Below are 18613 nucleotides of genomic sequence, written 5' to 3' on the forward strand. Positions count from 1 at the left end.
TTTAAACCTAAATGACCACTTTTACAGACTATCACTTTGTGAACTATATTAACCAAGCATTAGAAGAAATCGGTTTTCAAGAGCCTACGGAAGTCCAACAACAAGTTATCCCTGTGATTCAAAGTGGACGTGACGTCATTGTTCAGGCACAAACTGGTAGCGGCAAAACGCACGCTTATTTGTTACCGTTGTTAGATCAAATAACCGATAAGCAGCAAGTGCAGCTTTTAATTACGGCACCTAGTCGTGAGTTAGCTTATCAGATTCGCGGTGATGCCGAACAAATTATTGCACATATTCCTAGCCACTTGAAAATTGGTTTATACGTGGGTGGTACTGACAAGAATAAGCAATTACAAAATTTAGCCAAACATCAGCCACAGATTGTGATTGGGACCCCCGGGCGGATTTTGGATTTGATTCGGCGCCAAGCTTTATTGGTTTATACTACTAAATATTTTGTGATTGACGAAGCAGATATGACGTTGGATTTGGGCTTCTTAAAAGAAGTTGATCAAATTGCTGGCAACTTGCCGGCCAGATTACAAACGATGGTTTTTTCGGCAACCATTCCTGCCAAATTGCAACCTTTTTTGAAAAAATATCTGCATAATCCCAAGTTGGAGAAATTAGCAGTTCCAACAGTTATTGCGCCTAATATCAATAATTTAGCAATTTTTACGCGTGGGCGAAATCGTGAGGAAATTCTTTATCAAGTGTTGACACTTGGCCAACCTTATTTAGCATTAATTTTTGCGAATACTAAAAAGACGGTTAATCAAGTTTTTGATTTTCTGAGAGCTAAGGGTTTGAATGTTGCGCGGATTCATGGTGATTTAACGCCACGTGAACGCAAGCGCACGATGAAAGCCATTGAAAATATGGAATATCAGTACGTAGTAGCCTCGGATTTGGCAGCGCGTGGGATTGATATTCCTGGTGTTTCGCATGTTGTCAATTATGAAATCCCAAGTGATGATGAGTTCTTTATTCATCGAGTAGGGCGGACAGGTCGCAATCAGATGTCTGGGACGGCGATTACCTTATACGATCCTGATGAAGAAAGCCAGTTGGCACATTTAGAACAATTAGGCATCAAATTTACCGCCAAAGAATTGAAACATGGTGAATTGGTGCCGACTCATCAGCATGATCGTCGGAACCAACGCACAGCTACGCAACATCAATTGGATCCCACTTTGCGTGGTTTGGTGAAAAAGCAGAAGCAAAAGAAAAAACCTGGCTATCGCAAGAAAATTAAACAGGCGGTAGCGCAAGATCAGCATCAAAAACGTAAATTGGCCCAGCGCGAACAACGTAATCAGCGCAAGAAGATGCGCAAGCAGCAAAATCAGTAATTGACTTTCGGCGCATTAAAAATTATGATTACAGTAATTGGATATGTTGTTAGTGGAAAACTCTTCCAGAGAGGACAGGTTTGGTGTAACTGTCCGGGTTTGGCTGGCAATGCTCCCAATGATTCAGATGAAATTAATTAATGAAGTGGCAAACGACAAATCGTTGCAATCGAGGTGGTACCGCGCTTTCGCGTCCTTGGATCGCAACGGTTTTTTTATTTGAGGAGAGATAGATAATGAAGCAAATGACTAGTGCCCAAATTCGTCAGATGTTTTTAGATTTTTTTGCGGACAAGGGACATACGATTGAACCAAGTTCGTCATTAGTGCCTAAGGATGATCCAACTTTGTTATGGATTAATTCTGGTGTGGCAACGATGAAGAAATATTTTGACGGTGAAAAAATCCCGAAAAATCCCCGCTTAGTTTCTGCACAAAAGAGTATTCGGACCAATGATATTGAAAATGTGGGCCATACTGCGCGGCACCAAACCTTTTTTGAAATGTTGGGTAATTTTTCTGTGGGTGACTATTTTAAACCCCAAGCAGTAGCCTGGGCTTGGGAATTGTTAACAAGTCCAAAATGGTTTGATTTTGATCCACAAAAATTGTATGTAACTGTTTATCCAAAGGATCAAGCCGCTTATGATTGTTGGCTTGAACAGGGTGTTAGTCCCGAGCATATTTATAAGGTGGAAGATAATTTTTGGGATATTGGCGTCGGTCCGTGTGGTCCCGATTCTGAAATTTTTTATGATCGTGGTCAAGAAAACAATGATGTGGCAGAGAATGACCCCGAAAATTATCCGGGTGGTGAGAATGCTCGTTATCTAGAAATTTGGAATATCGTCTTTTCTGAATTGAATCATTTGCCTGACGGACAATATGTGGATCAACCTCATAAAAATATTGATACCGGCATGGGGTTAGAGCGGATGGTGTCGGTCATTCAAAATGCACCGACCAATTTTGAAACAGATTTATTTTTGCCGATTATTCATGCCACGGAACAAGTTAGTGCGAATAAAAAATACGGAGTTAATCCTGAAGATGATATTGCCTTTAAAATTATTGCTGATCATGTGCGAGCTGTCAGTTTCGCAATTGGTGATGGGGCTTTGCCATCCAATGAAGGCCGTGGCTATGTTTTGCGTCGGTTAATTCGGCGGGCCGTTTTAAATGGTCATAAATTAGGGATTAAGGGTTCATTTTTACGTGATTTGGTGCCTGTTGTTGGTCAAATCATGCAAAGTTATTATCCAGAAATTGTCGATCAGCAAGAATTTATTCAAACAACAATCGAAAATGAAGAGACACGGTTTGCTGCCACTTTAAATGATGGTTTGTCCTTATTAAAAGAAACAATTGCTAAAACCAAGGCTACTGGTAGTCAACAAATCAGTGGAGAAGCTGCCTTTAAGCTCTTTGACACCTATGGTTTCCCGTATGAATTAACTGAAGAATCAGCTCAAGAACAAGGCTTGAGTGTTGACCGTACCGGTTTTGATAATCAAATGGAACAGCAAAAACAGCGGGCGCGGAATGCTCGAGGCAATAAGCAATCTATGGGGAATCAAGATCAAGTCTTAATGAGTCTCAAAACGCCAAGTATTTTTGTCGGTTATGACCAAAATGTTGTTGAACAGGCACAATTGAATGCGATTATTGTTCGAGACCAGGAAGTTAGCCAAGTGACTGAAGGCCAAGCACAATTAATTTTTGATCAAACGCCGTTTTATGCAGAAATGGGTGGTCAGGTTGCCGATATTGGTGAAATCCGAGATCAGGCTGGTAATGCGGTGGCGGAAGTAGTTGATGTACAGCATGCCCCTAATGGTCAAAATTTACATTTAGTGAATGTTAAAGCACCGTTAGTGAAAAATGAACGTTATCAACTAGCCATTGATGAAACGTTCCGAATGAAGGTTCGGCGTAATCACACGGCCACACATTTGTTGGACCAAGCTTTGCGTAATGTCTTAGGTGGTCAAACGCGTCAGGCTGGTTCGTTAGTTGAACCGGATTATTTGCGGTTTGATTTTACTAGTTCGCAACGTTTGACAGAAGCTCAATTGCAACAAATTGAACAAATTGTGAATGAAAAAATTTGGCAAGAGATTCCTGTCGAAACGATTGAAACGGATTTGGAATCGGCGAAAAAATTAGGTGCGATTTCCTTATTTGATGATAAGTATGGCGAACAGGTGCGTGTGGTCAAAGTAGCCGACTTTTCGATGGAATTTTGTGGCGGCACGCATGTCAAAAATACGTCTGAAATTGGCATTTTCAAAATTGTTTCTGAAACTGCGATTGGTTCAGGTGTGCGGCGTGTGACGGCAGTTACTAGTCAAGAGGCTTATCGAGTTGATCAAGAGCAATTATCTTATTTAAAGCAAATGCAACAAGATTTGAAGACACCGCAATTAAAAGCTTTACCATCTAAAGTCGCGCAATTAACCGCGCAATTGAAGACCACGCAACAACAATTGCAAAGTTTGCAAGTTAAATTAGCACAACAAGAAGCTGGTGATTTATTAACTAATGTGCAACAATTAGGTTCCTTAAAAGCAATTATTGCATTGGTACCTGACACTGGCATGAATGAATTACGGCAAATTGCGGATAATTGGAAACAAAACCAACCTTCAGATATTTTGGTCTTGGGCACCAAGAATCAGGATAAAGCTAATTTATTGGTATCCGCTAATTCAGTGGCGATTGATCACAATTTGGCAGCAGGCGATTTAATTAAGCAAATTGCCCCGCAAATTGATGGTGGCGGTGGCGGCCGTGCACAAATGGCTCAGGCTGGTGGTAAAAATCCGTCTGGTTTGGATGCAGCATTACAATTAGCTAAAGATTTGATTACGAAAGCTTAATCCGCTACAAATCACCTCAATTTAGAGTATGCTATAATGATTACTTGAAAAATATATTTGTGATTGAAACGTTTTTTGAGTATGATAAGTTTTATAAAAAGAGGTGTAGCTTGTGAGTTCTTTAGATAATACAATGAACTTCGATTTTAATGAAAATCGAAGTCAAGACGTTCGTGACACTTTACGCAATGTTTATACTGCATTGGAAGATAAGGGATATAATCCAATTAATCAAATTGTTGGTTATTTGTTGTCTGGTGATCCGGCTTATATTCCTCGTTATAACGATGCACGAAATCTGATTTTGAAGCATGAGCGTGATGAGATTATTGAAGAATTAGTGCGCTATTATTTGGAAAATGGTGATCATCATTGAGGATTATGGGTTTAGATGTAGGCTCCAAAACGGTTGGTGTCGCTGTCAGTGATCTTTTGGGCTGGACGGCGCAAGGCATTGAGATTATTCGCATTGATGAAGCCAAAGAGGAGTTTGGTTTGGAACGCTTGAGTGAGTTAGTAGCTCAATATCGAGTGGAAAAGTTCGTGGTAGGTTTGCCTAAAAATATGGATAATTCACTAGGAGAACGGGTGGAAAAATCGCAAGCTTATGGTCAATTGATTGCAGAAAAATTTAATTTACCTGTTGCTTATATGGATGAGCGCCTCACGACGGTTCAAGCTGAGCGGATGCTGATTGAAGAAGCGGATGTTTCACGCAAAAAACGCCATCAGGTCATTGATGAAGTCGCCGCGATGATGATTTTACAAACTTATTTAGACAAATTGGCTTATCAAAAAGCTAATCCACAATAGAGAGGTTAATTAATGAACGGTAACCCAGAAAATATTGATCGAGAAATTGTTTTAAGTGACGATCAAGGCAACGAAGAAGTTTACAAAATTTTGTTTACATTTGATTCTGATGATTATAATAAATCGTATGTATTGATGTATCGGGCTTCCCAAAAAGACAATGACGAAATTGAAATTCAGGCCTTTAGTTTTATGCCAGATGAAAATGGTGATGTATCTTCGGGTGATTTGATGCCAATTACAGATGATGACGAATGGGAAATGGTCCAAGAAGTTTTGAATACTTTTTCGGCAGACGATTCTCAAGAATAAATTTTATAATGATCAGGGTGTTGGAATGTTAAGCATATTAATAATTTTAACTTTGGCTTATGGAGTTTATGCTGGAATTAGAAGAGGATTAGCACTGCAAATCGTTTATAGTGTTGGGTATACAATAAGTGTTATTGTTGCGATCTTAAGTTATCATTGGCTAGGGCCTAAATTGGATTTGATTATTCCGTATCCTTCAGCTTCTCCGCAAAGTTATTTTGCTTTTTTTAGTTCACGAGTAAGCTTGAGTTTGGATAATGCATTTTATTTAGGTGTTGCATTCTTATTTGTTGTGTTTTTAGGCTGGTGTATAACAAGGATTTTAGGAGCTTATTGCAATGATTTAACTTATGTTTCACTAGGAGGAGAGTTTAATTATCCTTTTAGTGCCTTGTTGGCATTAATTTGTAATTATGTCGGTTTATTTATGATACTGTACGTCTTGGCATTAATTCCGATTACCGGCTTACAAAAAATGTTAGATCATTCATTGCTAGCTTCAACAATGATTCGATATTCCACCGGTTTAACACATTTGTTTACTAATCTATTAATGAGTACTTTATAGAAAGGTTGCTTAAATAAGCAGCCTTTTCTTGTGGATTTTTTAAGAAAACATTGGAGAAATAAAGTGATGAATCAACGAATTTTACAGACGTTAGAATATGACAAAGTGCGACAAAGTTTAACTGAATTCTTGATTACTGACCCAGGTTTGGACCAATTAAAACAGTTACAGCCGCAAACACAAATTGCACAGGTAAAACATTTGTTGGCGCAAACTGCTGACGCGGTGGAGTTATGCCGTTTGGCACAAGAATTACCAATTGAGCCACTGCAGCGCATTGATAATGAATTAAAACGGCTACAAATTGATGCTTTATTAAATGGTAGTGAATTATATCGCATCAGTATGGTATTACGGGTCACTAATAATATCAAAACTGCGTTTGAGCAATTACGTTTAGATGGTGTTGATTTGCAAGAATTATATGACTATGGTGCCCAATTAGTTGCCTTGCCGAATCTTAATTTGACTTTGCAGCAATCTGTAGATAGTCAAGGTAAGTTATTAGACACTGCTGATCCACAATTAAAACGCGTTCGACGGAGTATTTTACAGTCACAACAGCAAGTTCACGAGCAAATGGATCATTATTTGCAAGGTAAGCAGAATAAGTATTTAAGTGAGAAGTTGATTACGGTTCGCGATGGCCGGCTAGTATTACCAGTTAAGCAAGAGTCGCGCAATCATTTTGGTGGTGTAATTCATGACCAAAGTGCTAGTGGACAGACGGTTTATGTAGAGCCGCAAACAGTGATTGCTTTAAATAATAAAATTCAAGAACAGCAAGCACGAGAAAAGCAAATTATCCATCAAATTTTACAAAAGTTAAGTGATACGTTGCGGCCTTACGTTCAAGAATTAGCCCAAAATACCCAGATTATTGGGCAATTGGATTTGATTCAAGCTAAGGCTCAATATGCTGCGCGCTTGCAGGCGGTGGAACCGACGGTCAATGCTAATTATGTCATTGACCTCAAGCAGGCACGGCATCCGCTCATTGATCCAGCCAAAGTAGTTGCGAATACGATTATTTTAGGTAAAGATTATCGAAATATTATTATTACTGGTCCCAATACTGGGGGTAAAACGATCACCTTGAAAACGACGGGGTTGCTGCAGTTGATGGCCCAATCTGGCTTATTTATTCCAGCGCAAGCAGACAGTCAAGTGACAGTTTTAACTGAAATTTTTGCAGATATTGGCGATGAACAATCAATTGAACAAAATTTAAGTACATTTTCTTCGCATATGGATAATATTATTCAGATGTTACCGCATTTAAGTGAATCTAGTTTAGTTTTGTTAGACGAATTAGGTGCGGGCACGGATCCTAAACAGGGTGCAGCTTTAGCAATGGCGTTAATTGAAGCAATGAGTTGCAGTCGTTGCCTCATGTTAGTAACGACGCATTATCCCGAATTAAAATTATTTGCCTATGATTATCCACAGACAACCAATGCTTCGATGGAATTTGATGAACAGACTTTGCAACCGACGTATCGGCTGCTAATTGGTGTGCCAGGTAGCAGTAATGCGTTTGATATTGCTCAGCATTTAGGGATGGACGCTCAAATTGTGCAGCAAGCACGCCAGATTCAAAGCGATGATGAACAAGATTTGAACAAAATGATTCAAGATTTAGAGCGTCAGCGCAAAGAATTCGAACAAAAAACGACACAGTATCAAACGCAATTAGCGCAAGTTCAGCAACAACAAGAAGCGTTGGCTGCTCAGCAACAAACTTTGACCCAGCAACAAAATCAAATATTACAGCAGGCTCAAACCAAGGCTAATCAGTTAGTTGCCCAAGCTCAAGAACGTTCAGAAAAAATTATTGCGGATTTGCATCATTTACAACAACAAGCTCCTGATTTAATTAAGGAAGATCAGATTATTTCGGCCCGCACGAACCTCAAGAAACTTCATCATGATGAAGTTCTGAAGAAAAATAAAGTTTTGCAGCGCCAAAAGCGCAAGCAACAGTTAAAAATCGGTGACGATGTGCATGTCGACGAATATGGTCAAGATGGTGTAATTGTTGGTCAAGATAAAAAAGGCAATTTTGAAGTGCAACTAGGTATTATTAAGATGAAATTAGCGTCCGATCAAATCACGAAGGTGAAAAATCAGCCTGAACAACAGTCACATTTTACGCAAAAACGTTCACATAGTCGAGTACCTCTAAAATTAGATTTGCGGGGTGAACGTTATGAAGAGGCGATGGGCGATTTAGAACAGTATTTAGACGCCGCATTGGTGGCTGGTTACGGTCAAGTGACAATTGTGCATGGTTTTGGAACGGGCGCGATTCGCAAAGGTGTTCAAAAAGCGTTACGGCAAAATCCGCGGGTTAAATCTTTTGAATATGCCCCAGCAAGTTCCGGCGGTCAAGGGGCGACGATTGTTAAATTTGGCTAAGGGACACTAAAGTTGAGTATTTGAAATTAATTGTTATAATTTAGTTATGATTTTGGAATAAGGAGGCTGATCTTAATGGTAGATAGTGTAACCGATCAAGATTTTGAGCAGGAAACGAAAAATGGCTTAGTGTTAACCGATTTTTGGGCTGCATGGTGTGGTCCTTGCAAGATGCAGTCACCAGTGATTGATAAATTGTCGCAGGATTATGACGATGTCAAATTCACTAAAATGGATGTTGATGCGAATCCTAAGGTGCCAGAACAATTTGGGATTCGGGCAATTCCAACCTTAATTTTGAAAAAAGATGGTCAAGTTGTGGAAACTTTAGTTGGTTATCAAAGCGAAGATCAACTGAAAAAAGTTATTGCTAAACATTCTTAATTTAGGTCCAGATTGTTTAAAATGTGAAAGCGGGAATATTTTTATTCACGCTTTTTTTGAATAAACTTTTAGTCTTTTCTGTGAATTATATCTGTTTATAAAATAAAAATTGTATAATAAAACTTGTTTATTATCTGAATATGTTAGGAGTCTGTTCATGTTCAAAAAATTTTGGCAGCATCCGGCAGTGAAGTTTATTGCACTAACTTTGCTGTACTTTCTAATCATTATGGCCTTGGTTTACTTGTATAGTTATTCAGGCATTAATAATAGTAAATTTATCTATAATGAGTTTTAGGAGGCATTAATTTTGCGTTATCAATTAACTAATTTACTGGAGACACTTGATCAAGTAGCACAGAACAATGCAGATATTTGTTATCAGGATCAAGACGGTTCACACTCATATCAAGAGTTGTATCAAAGTACGCAACATTTGGCTGCTTATTTGCAAAGTTTAGAGCTGCCTAGTGGTCAACCATTGATGGTTTACGGTGATCAGAGCTTTTTCACAGTTGTGGCGATGTTAGCTTGTGTGAAGGCGGGACACGCGTACATCCCAGTGGATGCCCATTCGCCGAATGAGCGTTTATTACAAATTAATGAAATTGCACAACCCGCGGCGATTTTAGCAGTGGTTGATTTGCCTGTAGAAGTCGGTGTCGTGACGATTACGTTGCAACAAATTCAAACGGCTTTGGACAGTGAACAACCACCGTTGGATCGTGACCAAATGGTTCACGGCGATGATAATTTTTATATTATTTTTACCTCGGGAACAACAGGTGTGCCTAAAGGGGTACAAATCAGTCATAATAATTTATTAAGCTACGTCAATTGGATGGTGAATGATTTTTACCTGCCGCAAAAGGTACGTTGTTTATCACAGCCACCATATTCGTTTGACTTATCAGTAATGGATTTGTATCCAACTTTAGTTTTAGGTGGCACTTTAAAAGCAGTGTCACAAGAAGTAACCGAAAATTTTCAAAAGTTATTTCAAGTTTTGCCAACTTTAGACTTGCAAGAATGGGTTTCAACACCATCATTTGTGGAACTATGTTTGTTGGATAAGAACTTTGAGCAAGAGCATTATCCAGCTTTAAAGCATTTTTTGTTTTGTGGTGAAGAATTAACGAATAGCACTGCCCAAACGTTGTTAAAACGGTTCCCCCAAGCCCAAATTTTTAATACCTATGGTCCTACCGAAGCTTGTGTGGCGGTGACGGCCATCCAAATTACCCCTCAAATTGTGGAAAAATACGCTCGCTTGCCAATTGGCTATCCCAAAGCAGATACGAAGATTCAATTGGTTGATGCACAGGGCAAGATTAGTCGTGATGGTGAATTGTTGATTAGTGGTCCCAGCGTCTCCAAGGGTTATTTGAATAATCCGGATAAGACAGCGCAAGCTTTTGTGCAACAAGCAGGAGCGTTGGCGTATCGTTCAGGCGATTTGGCGACGATGGCAAGTGACGGTAAGCTGTTTTATCGTGGGCGCAGTGATTTTCAGGTGAAGTTGCACGGTTATCGAATCGAATTGGAAGATATTGATCAAAATTTGGCAGCTTTGCCGCAAGTCGATCAGGCTATCACGGTGCCACGTTATGATGCCCATCAAAAAGTTAGTCAATTGATTGCGTTTGTTGTTTTGAACCAGGCTGTGGATAATCCGAGTGCGAAGCTCAAAGAAGAGTTAGCACAAAATGTGATGTCGTACATGATTCCCCAGCGAATTGAGGTTCGTGACAATCTACCCAAAACAGCGAATGGCAAGATTGATCGTAAAGCTTTAACGGCCGAGGTAAATCATCATGCCTAATGTGCAACCGTATCAAAATCCACAGTATTTTATTTGGCTGTTATTTGCGTTATTGCCGTTGATGGTGGGATTGTACCATGGCAAACGTTGGCGTTGGTATGAAACATTAGTTTCGTTAGTTTTTTTAATTTTGATTTTTGATCAAGACAAACTATCACAAGGAATTGCGCTAATCTGTTATACGATCATTCAAGTGGTGATTGTGGCGGGATATTTTCATTATCGCACTAAAAAAGATTCGCCCAATCAATTCTGGGTCTTTGCATTGGCTGTCTTTTTATCCATTATTCAAGTCATTGTTGTGAAATTTACGCCGCTATTTTGTGCGGGACGTGATTCGATTGTGGCCTTTTTAGGAATTAGTTATCTAACTTTTAAAACCGTCGGCATGTTGATGGAAATTCGCGATGGCGCTATTAAAGAGTTTAGCTTGAGTAAGTTTTTGCATTTTTTGTTGTTCTTTCCCACCTTGTCCTCAGGACCGATCGATCGTTATCGGCGTTTTACTAAGGATTACGAGCAAGTTCCTGATCAAAGCAAATATGTTGAATTAATCGGTAAGGGTCTGCACAATATCTTTTTAGGATTTTTGTATAAGTTTTTGTTAGGCTACCTTTTTGGTACTTTATGGTTGCCACGTCTGGAACGTTTGGCCTTGATGCAACGCAATGGGCACTTTTTAGGATTGTCCATTTATGTCATAGGTGTGATGTATTGTTATAGCATGTATTTATTCTTTGATTTTGCGGGTTATAGTTTGTTTGCTGTTGGGACGAGTTATTTGATGGGAATTGAAACCCCAATTAACTTTAACAAGCCGTTTTTGGCACCCAATATTAAGGAATTTTGGAATCGTTGGCACATGAGTTTGTCCTTTTGGTTCCGCGATTATATTTACATGCGCTTTGTCTTTTGGGCGATGAAGCATAAAGTCCTCAAAAGTCGCGTAGCTATGGCCAATATTGGTTATCTATTGCTGTTTGGTTTGATGGGTATTTGGCATGGTGAAACTTGGTATTATATTGTGTATGGATTATTCCATGCATGTTTGATTATTGGGACAGATGCGTGGTTACGCTTCAAAAAAAAGTACCGTCAAAGCATTCCCAGTAATCGGTGGACAAAAGCGTTAGGCATCTTTTTAACATTTAATGTCGTTTGTTTTAGTTTCTTAATTTTCTCAGGCTTTTTAGATCAATTATGGTTTAGTTAATTTAGGAGGATTTATCATTATGGACGTAAAAACAACAGTTTTGGATATTTTGGCAGATTTAACAGGTACAGATTCTGTGAAAGATAATTTAGATGAATCATTATTTGACAACGGTTTGTTAGATTCTATGGCAACGGTACAATTATTGTTAGAATTACAGCAACAATTGGGCATTGACGTACCAGTGTCTGAATTGGAACGCAGTGAATGGGATACACCGAATAAGGTGATTGCTAAAGTTGAAAGCTTAATCAATGAGTAATTTTAAAAAATTAATCTCAATCATTGCTCCGATGATCATAGCACTGTTATTGGCAGTGTTGGTTTTGTATGGTCCGTTTTGCTTGCCTAAATCAGAGCCGGCAACAGTAGAAAAAGCCGCCACTTCTTTGTCAGCCAATGTTTTAAGAGGCGAACAGCTTAAGGATCAAGCGCTGGATTCGGGCTATTTAATGATTATGGGTTCGTCAGAATTATTGCGTTTTGATTCGTTTCATCCGTCAGTGTTAACGCATAAATATCAACGTGGTTATCAACCGTTTTTGCTGGGATCGGCAGGAACACAATCGTTAACACATTTTTTCTCGGCACAGGCGATGGGCAAACATTTGAATCACAAACGGGTAGTGGTCATCATTTCACCGCAGTGGTTTGTCAAAAAAGGTGTGGATAAGAATATGTTTGACTATTATTATTCCAAACAGCAGGCTACGCATTTTATTCGGCATGCCAATCCCCATAGTGAAGCGGATCGTTATGCGGCACAGCGTTTGTTGTCCATGCCTTCTGGGCGGGGTGATGAAGTGATTGAGAGTTCTTTGAAGAACATTGCTTCAGGTCAAAAAATTAGTGCTAATCAAAAATTTTTGGTTAACGATTTGAAGAGTCCTAATCTTAGTCATCAAGATCAATTATTTACGCGGTTCTTTATTAAAGATCGCCGGTCGAAGATTGACGAACAATCGCGGGTTTTGCCAAATAAATATAATCAACAGCAATTAAATTGGATTGCGGGCAACTTAGGGAAAGAGCATTCAACGAATAATTCGTTTCAGATTGATAATAGGTTTTATGATCGCCAATTGAAGCATGCTTTGCCGGGATTGATGAATAGTCAGCAAAATTATACCTACGAATATGGTCCAGAATTCTCCGATTTTCAGTTGTTGTTGAATCAATTTAAAAAGCATAATGTCACGCCGTTGTTTGTGATTCCGCCCATTAATTCTAAATGGATGGTGTACACCGGATTACGGCAATCAATGTTAAACGATTTTGATAAGAAGATTACTTATCAATTGAAGACCCAAGGCTTTGATAAAATTGTTGATTTGCACACTGATGGTGATGTACCGTATTTCATGCAAGATACGATTCATTTAGGTTGGCGTGGTTGGGTGAAAGTTGATCAAGAACTGAATCGGTTTGTGAAGCAAAAGCAACCGCAACGTGTTCATTATCATTTACGAGATTATTTTTATACAAAAGATTGGCAGCAACGGGTGCCAGCAACAATCAAAAAATATTGAGTAGTTTGTCGGCTCAATATTTTTTATTGGTCTGAATGAAGCCTAGAATATACATTCTAGGATTTTTGTAGTACACTGGAATTTCGAGAAAAAATCAGAAAAGGGGTGCAGCTGATGGATAATCGCCCGATTGGCTTTTTGGATTCAGGTGTCGGCGGTTTAACAGCGGTTAAGGCTGCGTTACAACTATTGCCTCAGGAAAGTACCGTGTTTATTGGTGATCAAGCGCGATTACCATATGGTCCACGCCCTATACAGCAAGTGCAGACATTTACCAAACAATTAGTCCAATTTTTAGTTAAACGAGATGTGAAAGTAATTGTCATTGCCTGCAATACAGCAACTGCGGCCGCTTTGACATGGGTGCGCCAGCAGTTTACGCTGCCTATTTTTGGCGTGATTGCGGCGGGTAGTCGACAGGCAGTGGCGTTAACTAAACAGCAACAGATTGGTTTAATTGCCACGCAAGGGACGATTGCTTCCAAAGCCTATGAACGTGAAATCCAGCAATTGGCTCCACAAGTGACGGTTCAGGGGCTGGCGACACCAGAATTTGTCACCTTGGTTGAGCAAGGACAGTATCATGATGCTCAAATTTTGCAGCAAGTACAAAAAATTTTATCTCCATTAACGAAGCTAGATTTAGATACCTTGATTTTGGGCTGTACGCATTTCCCACTCTTACAACCAACGATTCAGCAAGTGATGGGAGCAAGTGTTCAATTGGTGGATGCGGGTGCGCAAACCGTCCAAGAATTACAACGTTTTTTGGTGCAAGAACAGTTGCAAGCAGATCCAGACAGTCCAGTCAGTCATCATTATTATACGACGGGGCAGCCGGATTCTTTGCAAGGGATCGCCCAAGAGTGGTTGGAAGAGACCAATTTGGTCGTGAAAGAAGTCGATTTAGGAGCAAATTAAATGCAAACTTTATTAGTAGCAACCAAAAATCAAAATAAAGCTCAAGAACTTACCACATTGTTGGCGGATCAGCAGGTTACTGTTCAAACTTTGTTAGATTATCCTGAATTTGTTGATGTGGACGAAACGGCAACGACCTTTGAAGGCAACGCTCGTTTAAAAGCACAAGCGGCAGTCAAAGCCTTTCAAGTACCGACTTTGGCTGATGATTCTGGATTGATGGTCGATGCCTTATATGGGCAACCCGGTGTGCGTTCGGCGCGTTATGCGGGCGATCACAATGATGCGGCCAATAATGCTAAATTGTTGGCGGAATTAGGTGGTGTGCCACAAAAAGGGCGCACAGCCCACTTTGTGGCAACTTTGGTCTATCAAGATCCCATTTATCATCAAGAACTCGTCGTGAAAGGGCAACTAGATGGTTTAATCTTAACGGTTCCTCGCGGTCAAGATGGTTTTGGCTATGATCCGTTATTCTTGGTGCCAGAGCTCCACAAAACGCTGGCGGAGTTGACGCCGCAAGAAAAGAATCAAGTGAGTCACCGAGGGCGCGCTTTACGGCAATTTGTACAGAAATGGCAACACTTGAATTAAGGAACACTTCCGTTAATGGAAGTGTTCCTTTAGTTCTTAAGAAAAATTTTATTAAAAATTATGTACTCATTTTTAAGACTAAAAAAATAATTAATTTGCGTATAAGATGATTTTTGCAATCATTCTTCCAAAAAAATTCTATTAATTCGCCACTATAGCTGAAAATAATTCGCATAATTTACAAATACATTTGTGCGGACATTTGCCAGCGTCGACCAAATCGACTAAATTGAAACTAATTTTACAAGCTCGAATATCAGTCAAATTAGGGGAAGTATGTTAAAACGTTGCACTTATTATTATCTATAACTAATGGTAACCATAAGAAAAAACTATTTACAATACGACGACCGGTCGATTGAAGTTTAGTCATTATTCAGTGTATAGCAGTCAGAAGTATAATTTACAGGTCAAGTATAATCAAGATTTGTGTACGAGCGCAGGTTCCCGTTTGCTTCCTGTTTCGGGGGAACGCGTTGATTGAATATCGACCTGATGATGGTGCTTATCGGTCAATTGATGGGACTGCAAGCAATTTAACGACGGCCGGTTTGACTACTTTTACTACTCAAGGGATTAACGATTTGACGAGTTATGTTTCAGATAAACATTTTCTTTTGAACTCCAACTAAGCCGTTAGGCAATTCTAGTGGTGGACATATAGTAATTCGTTGTAAGCATAAAAATAGCGTACGGATCATCAAAATCCTGTACGCTATTTGTTTGGAACTATTGGGTTAAGTCTAACTTGTTTTCGGGCAACGCAATTTGTGCAGCTTGCAGGGCAGTCAGATAAGCTTCCAAGAATTTGCGTTTGACGATTAATTGCGCACCATTGCGGGTGTCAATTTGAATTTGGTAGATTAACAAACCATTTTGCACATCAGTGGGTCCTAAAAGATGCGGAGCACTGACTAAATCTGGATCTTCGGGCGTTAATTTTTGATTGACTTGGCTCAAAACTTTGGTGACCGCTTTGACATCCGTATGTGGAAATAATTGTAAATTGATAAAAGTTGTCATATTGCCACGCGATAAATTTTTAACAATCGTAATATTGCGATTAGGAACGTAATTCAAAGTTCCGTCACCACTGCGAATTTGCGTCGTCCGCAGACCAATATAAGTTACCGTTCCCGAAATATCGCCAACAGTCACCGAATCGCCAACATCAAACTGCTGTTCCACCAAGATAAAGAATCCGGTGACCACATCACTGACAAAGCCTTGAGCACCAAGACCTAGAGCTAAACTGAAGATTCCAGCTCCCGTAATCAAAGTGCCAACGGGCGCTCCTAAAATGGATAAAGCCATATAAATATAGATAAAAGCTAAGAAGTAAAAATAAATGTTCTGCGTTAACGTAGCGATTGTCCGTGTTCGATTAGAACTGGTTTCGTTATGTTGTAAATTTTGTGAAATCCGTGAGACAAAGCGTTTGCCCAGTTTATATAACAACCAAAAAACAATTGATAACAAAATCAATTTGATAATATTGCTGACGACCGTGTTTAACAGGTTGATCCAATATTGAGGATTGTTGATTTGCTCCCAAAATAGTTGGGTCTGACCATTGTTAGTGTGTTGCTGATTAGGCTGTGAATTTTTATTAAGATTATATTTACCGAGAATATTGTTCAAGCGATCACTCCTTAATTACTCTTTTTAGTATAACGATTAAGTTTGTCCTTGTCATGAATTAATGATGAATTTTCGGACCGAGTAAGCGGCAATAATTGCTGTTATGAACAATTAATGATAAACTTTATTTGACAATATGAAGTTGGGGGTAGTGTGAATGACACTCGGACAAATAGCTGGTTTAATCGCAGCGTTAGCATTTTTAGTTTTGGTAATTTTTTTGGCATTGATGTTGGTACAATTAGCTAAGGTTTTGAAGAATTTGCAAGCAACCGTTGAAGAAACAACCAAAACAGTGAAAGTTTTGACTCAAGATATGGACAAAATTGCTACACAAGGTAACGATTTGACTGAAAAAGTTAACGATTTGATGTCAGATGTTAATGGCAAAGTTGCGCAATTAGATCCCTTCTTTGGTACTTTAGAAAATGTTGGTACCAGTTTGGAAAAACTAACAGATCACTCCGAAGATTCCAAGCATTTCGCATTTAAGGGTAATCCACGGATGTATGGCAAATTAGCTAAAATGGCGTGGAAAATTTTTCTGAAACGTAAATAAGGAGTTTATTGCATGTCTAAATTTAAATTTTTGGTAGGGACTGCCGCGGGCGCTGGCTTGACTTACTGGGCTTTGGAACAGTGGCAGGCGCACAAGGATGATATAATTGAATTGTTGGCGGACAAGTTTTCCAAGTTATCGCAGATTGATTTTAATTTACATCAGAAGAATTTTCAAACGGAAACACAGCAGTTGCAAGCAGCGTTACAGACTGAAAATGATACCACTACGGATTTTGATGATATCCATTTGGATGAAAGTCAAATTGTGGATACTGCTAAAAAATAGTTTTATTTAGTTGGCTCGGCAACGAAGGTTGCTGGGCTTTTTTGATATAAAAAAATCGGTTGGAAGTGTTAAAATAATTGTTAATTACTGATCAATTATGGAGTTGCTATATGCAAATTATTGATTTATATCATTATTACACCCCTAAACAGCGCACCCAACAATGTGTTGAGCAGCAGCAATTGGCTAGTTCTGGTTTTTATGATGCAATATTTCATCAAAAATTGGCACAATTGCAGAAAAGACTATTTATTTTGACGCAGGACCAACGACCGATTGCATTACTTAATTCCTTAGTTCCCACCCAGTACTTGCCAGAAAATGACCAGTCGGTGGCAGATTTGGAAGCAATCGTTGATGCTCAAGAGCAAGTTGTGCAAATAGGGCATGATATTATGTTAACTTGGGCGAATGATGACGAAAAAAAGTGGTTACAGTTTTCCCCAGCGCAAGCGCAGATTTTGTTGCGGCAGTCAACCTTTTTAAATGCTCAAAAACAAGTGATTCGTTACGAAGAAGAAGCAATGTTGCCTGCAGAGTTTATGTTTCAGAAAGGGACTAGATGAGTCGATACTTATATCAATCTGCTAAAAAGGATCTACTTAATTTAATTGCGGACGGCACTTTTCTACCCAATTCTAAAATTTGGAACGAGCGTAAATTAGCGACTACTTTGGGATATACGCGATCCACGATTAAAAATGCGATTGATGCTTTGGTTGAAGATAATATTTTACAAAAATATCCCGGCGATGGTACTTATTTAGTGCAACTCAGTGCGGAGGATCCTTTAAGAATTGGGGATAATGCACCGAATTCGTTTACGCAACTGATGCGCGTTAATAAAAAGTCGTTAACTAGTCATGTTGAATCGTTTCAAGCACTTTATCGGAATACTGAATTGGCGGATCTATTTCATAATGGTGCGCAAGATTTTTACGAGTTGGTGCGGACGCGTTTTGTGGCCCAGAATCCATTGGCTTTACAAAAAGCCTATATTCCTTTTAAAAAATTTCCCGATGCGCATCGTTACGATTTTAGTCAGTTGTCTTTATATGATTATATGGATTTTAAAAATAAAAAGCCGATACAGTTCAAAACTAAGATTAGGGCGTTCAAATTAGTAGACGCTCAAGTACAATTAAGTCAGTTATTTTCGCCAACGGATTATGCATATTTGCTCTATTTTGAATATTGGGGTTATACGAATAAACACGAATTAGTTGAGTATACGCAATCTTGGTATAATCCGGAGTTTGTGAATTATAAAATTACGACCAAACGGTGATTGGTTGTCCAATTGGTTGCGAAAAA

At 39.1% G+C, this 18613-nt stretch carries 21 protein-coding genes; 20 read left to right on the plus strand and 1 reads right to left on the minus strand.

The window, feature by feature from the left end:
• Positions 1-11 precede the first annotated feature (11 nt).
• The 16 genes from MOO45_RS01865 (at position 12) to MOO45_RS01940 (ending at position 15443) form a co-directional block, all read left to right on the plus strand.
• Positions 12-1358 (plus strand): DEAD/DEAH box helicase, encoded by a 1347-nt coding sequence (locus MOO45_RS01865; protein ID WP_249514732.1) that lies wholly within the window; start codon positions 12-14, stop codon positions 1356-1358.
• 236 nt (positions 1359-1594) lie between these two features.
• Complete coding sequence (gene alaS, locus MOO45_RS01870) at positions 1595-4237, plus strand: alanine--tRNA ligase (protein WP_249514733.1); 2643 nt, start codon at positions 1595-1597, stop codon at positions 4235-4237.
• Between the two features lie 112 nt (positions 4238-4349).
• Positions 4350-4613, plus strand: a complete 264-nt coding sequence (locus MOO45_RS01875) for an IreB family regulatory phosphoprotein (RefSeq protein WP_249514734.1) — start codon at positions 4350-4352, stop codon at positions 4611-4613.
• The gene (ruvX, locus tag MOO45_RS01880; protein ID WP_249514735.1) at positions 4610-5050 is read left to right on the plus strand and encodes a Holliday junction resolvase RuvX; all 441 of its coding nucleotides are present in this window, start codon (positions 4610-4612) and stop codon (positions 5048-5050) included. The genes MOO45_RS01875 and ruvX overlap by 4 nt, the downstream gene beginning before the upstream one ends.
• Positions 5051-5062: 12 nt before the next feature.
• A complete protein-coding gene (locus tag MOO45_RS01885) occupies positions 5063-5362 on the plus strand; it encodes a DUF1292 domain-containing protein (RefSeq protein ID WP_249514736.1) in 300 nt (99 codons plus the stop codon).
• Between the two features lie 25 nt (positions 5363-5387).
• Entirely contained in the window at positions 5388-5930 is a 543-nt protein-coding gene (locus tag MOO45_RS01890) for a CvpA family protein (protein WP_249514737.1), read from the plus strand.
• Between the two features lie 66 nt (positions 5931-5996).
• Positions 5997-8348: an endonuclease MutS2 gene (locus tag MOO45_RS01895; RefSeq protein ID WP_249514738.1), complete on the plus strand. Its 2352-nt coding sequence runs from the start codon at positions 5997-5999 to the stop codon at positions 8346-8348.
• 75 nt (positions 8349-8423) lie between these two features.
• The gene (trxA, locus tag MOO45_RS01900) at positions 8424-8732 is read left to right on the plus strand and encodes a thioredoxin (RefSeq protein ID WP_249514739.1); all 309 of its coding nucleotides are present in this window, start codon (positions 8424-8426) and stop codon (positions 8730-8732) included.
• Positions 8733-8889: 157 nt separating this feature from the next.
• Complete coding sequence (locus MOO45_RS01905) at positions 8890-9030, plus strand: teichoic acid D-Ala incorporation-associated protein DltX (protein WP_249514740.1); 141 nt, start codon at positions 8890-8892, stop codon at positions 9028-9030.
• 12 nt (positions 9031-9042) lie between these two features.
• A complete protein-coding gene (gene dltA, locus MOO45_RS01910; RefSeq protein WP_249514741.1) occupies positions 9043-10554 on the plus strand; it encodes a D-alanine--poly(phosphoribitol) ligase subunit DltA in 1512 nt (503 codons plus the stop codon).
• A complete protein-coding gene (gene dltB / locus MOO45_RS01915) occupies positions 10547-11767 on the plus strand; it encodes a D-alanyl-lipoteichoic acid biosynthesis protein DltB (protein ID WP_249514742.1) in 1221 nt (406 codons plus the stop codon). Before dltA ends, dltB begins: the two co-directional genes overlap by 8 nt.
• 19 nt (positions 11768-11786) lie before the next feature.
• Positions 11787-12029: a D-alanine--poly(phosphoribitol) ligase subunit DltC gene (dltC, locus tag MOO45_RS01920; protein ID WP_249514743.1), complete on the plus strand. Its 243-nt coding sequence runs from the start codon at positions 11787-11789 to the stop codon at positions 12027-12029.
• A complete protein-coding gene (gene dltD / locus MOO45_RS01925; protein WP_249514744.1) occupies positions 12022-13296 on the plus strand; it encodes a D-alanyl-lipoteichoic acid biosynthesis protein DltD in 1275 nt (424 codons plus the stop codon). The genes dltC and dltD overlap by 8 nt, the downstream gene beginning before the upstream one ends.
• Positions 13297-13410: 114 nt before the next feature.
• Positions 13411-14217 (plus strand): glutamate racemase, encoded by an 807-nt coding sequence (gene murI, locus MOO45_RS01930; protein ID WP_249514745.1) that lies wholly within the window; start codon positions 13411-13413, stop codon positions 14215-14217.
• Positions 14218-14811 (plus strand): XTP/dITP diphosphatase, encoded by a 594-nt coding sequence (locus MOO45_RS01935; RefSeq protein WP_249514746.1) that lies wholly within the window; start codon positions 14218-14220, stop codon positions 14809-14811.
• Between the two features lie 476 nt (positions 14812-15287).
• Positions 15288-15443, plus strand: coding sequence for a hypothetical protein (locus tag MOO45_RS01940; protein WP_249514747.1), 156 nt, complete (start codon positions 15288-15290; stop codon positions 15441-15443).
• 97 nt (positions 15444-15540) lie between these two features.
• Here MOO45_RS01940 and MOO45_RS01945 read toward each other — a convergent pair whose 3' ends face one another.
• Complete coding sequence (locus tag MOO45_RS01945) at positions 15541-16452, minus strand: mechanosensitive ion channel family protein (protein ID WP_249514748.1); 912 nt, start codon at positions 16450-16452, stop codon at positions 15541-15543.
• 157 nt (positions 16453-16609) lie between these two features.
• Between MOO45_RS01945 and MOO45_RS01950 the strand changes: the two genes are divergently transcribed.
• From MOO45_RS01950 to MOO45_RS01965, 4 genes are all read left to right on the plus strand, one after another.
• Positions 16610-17011, plus strand: coding sequence for a DUF948 domain-containing protein (locus MOO45_RS01950; protein ID WP_249514749.1), 402 nt, complete (start codon positions 16610-16612; stop codon positions 17009-17011).
• 12 nt (positions 17012-17023) lie between these two features.
• The gene (locus MOO45_RS01955; protein ID WP_249514750.1) at positions 17024-17299 is read left to right on the plus strand and encodes a hypothetical protein; all 276 of its coding nucleotides are present in this window, start codon (positions 17024-17026) and stop codon (positions 17297-17299) included.
• Positions 17300-17409: 110 nt separating this feature from the next.
• Complete coding sequence (locus tag MOO45_RS01960; protein WP_249514751.1) at positions 17410-17865, plus strand: hypothetical protein; 456 nt, start codon at positions 17410-17412, stop codon at positions 17863-17865.
• A complete protein-coding gene (locus tag MOO45_RS01965) occupies positions 17862-18587 on the plus strand; it encodes a GntR family transcriptional regulator (protein WP_249514752.1) in 726 nt (241 codons plus the stop codon). Before MOO45_RS01960 ends, MOO45_RS01965 begins: the two co-directional genes overlap by 4 nt.
• The last annotated feature ends 26 nt before the right edge of the window (positions 18588-18613 follow it).

Origin of the sequence: Bombilactobacillus folatiphilus (genome assembly GCF_023380265.1) — a bacterium.
Classification (GTDB): domain Bacteria; phylum Bacillota; class Bacilli; order Lactobacillales; family Lactobacillaceae; genus Bombilactobacillus; species Bombilactobacillus folatiphilus.